This is a genomic window from Corallococcus sp. AB049A (genome assembly GCF_003668885.1).
In the GTDB taxonomy this organism is placed as follows: Bacteria; Myxococcota; Myxococcia; order Myxococcales; family Myxococcaceae; genus Corallococcus; species Corallococcus interemptor.
The window spans coordinates 1-594 of record NZ_RAWL01000904.1; the positions used below are offsets into that span (position 1 = coordinate 1).

Annotated in this window: 1 protein-coding gene; it reads right to left on the reverse strand. The window is 73.4% G+C overall.

Annotated features, from left to right (window positions below; all coding sequences use genetic code 11):
- Nucleotides 1-591, reverse strand: a 591-nt coding sequence (locus D7X55_RS40155) for an MFS transporter (RefSeq protein ID WP_306437765.1), incomplete at its 3' end; no start/stop codon positions are given.
- Nucleotides 592-594 lie beyond the last annotated feature (3 nt).

Sequence of the window (594 nt, forward strand, 5' to 3'; positions counted from 1 at the left end):
CGTGGAGCGCCGCACCCGGCCCACCCCGCGCACGACGAACGGCTGGAGCGCGACGATGAGCACGCCGTTGACGGACATCACCAGGCCGTACTGGGCGGGCGTCAGGCCCTGCCGGGTCAGCGTCACCGGCAGGCTCATGAAGCTCTGGTGGAAGAGCAGCGCCAGCGCGAACACCGGCAGGCAGAAGGCCAGGTACACGCCGTCGCGGAAGGGGGACAGCACCGCGCTCAAGGGCGAGTGGGCCGCGTGGGCGGCTCGGGCCTCCGGGGGCCGCGTCTCCGGGACGAAGGCCCAGACGCAGCAGCCGTAGAGGAACGTGGTCACCGCGTCCGCGATGAAGAGCAGCCGGTAGCCCATCCCCGCCAGGAGGCCCGCCAGCGGCAGCGCGATGGCGAAGCCCAGGTTGATGACCCAGTAGAGCAGCCCGTACGCGCGCGCCCGGTCCCGGGGCGGCACCACGTCCGCCACCGCCGCGGACACCGCCGGCCGGTACAAATCCCCCAGGATGCCCAGGAGGAAGGCCGCCGCCGCGATGCGCCCCGGCGTCTCCGAGAAGCCGATGAAGAGCATGGCCCCGGCCCCCAGCCACAGGCC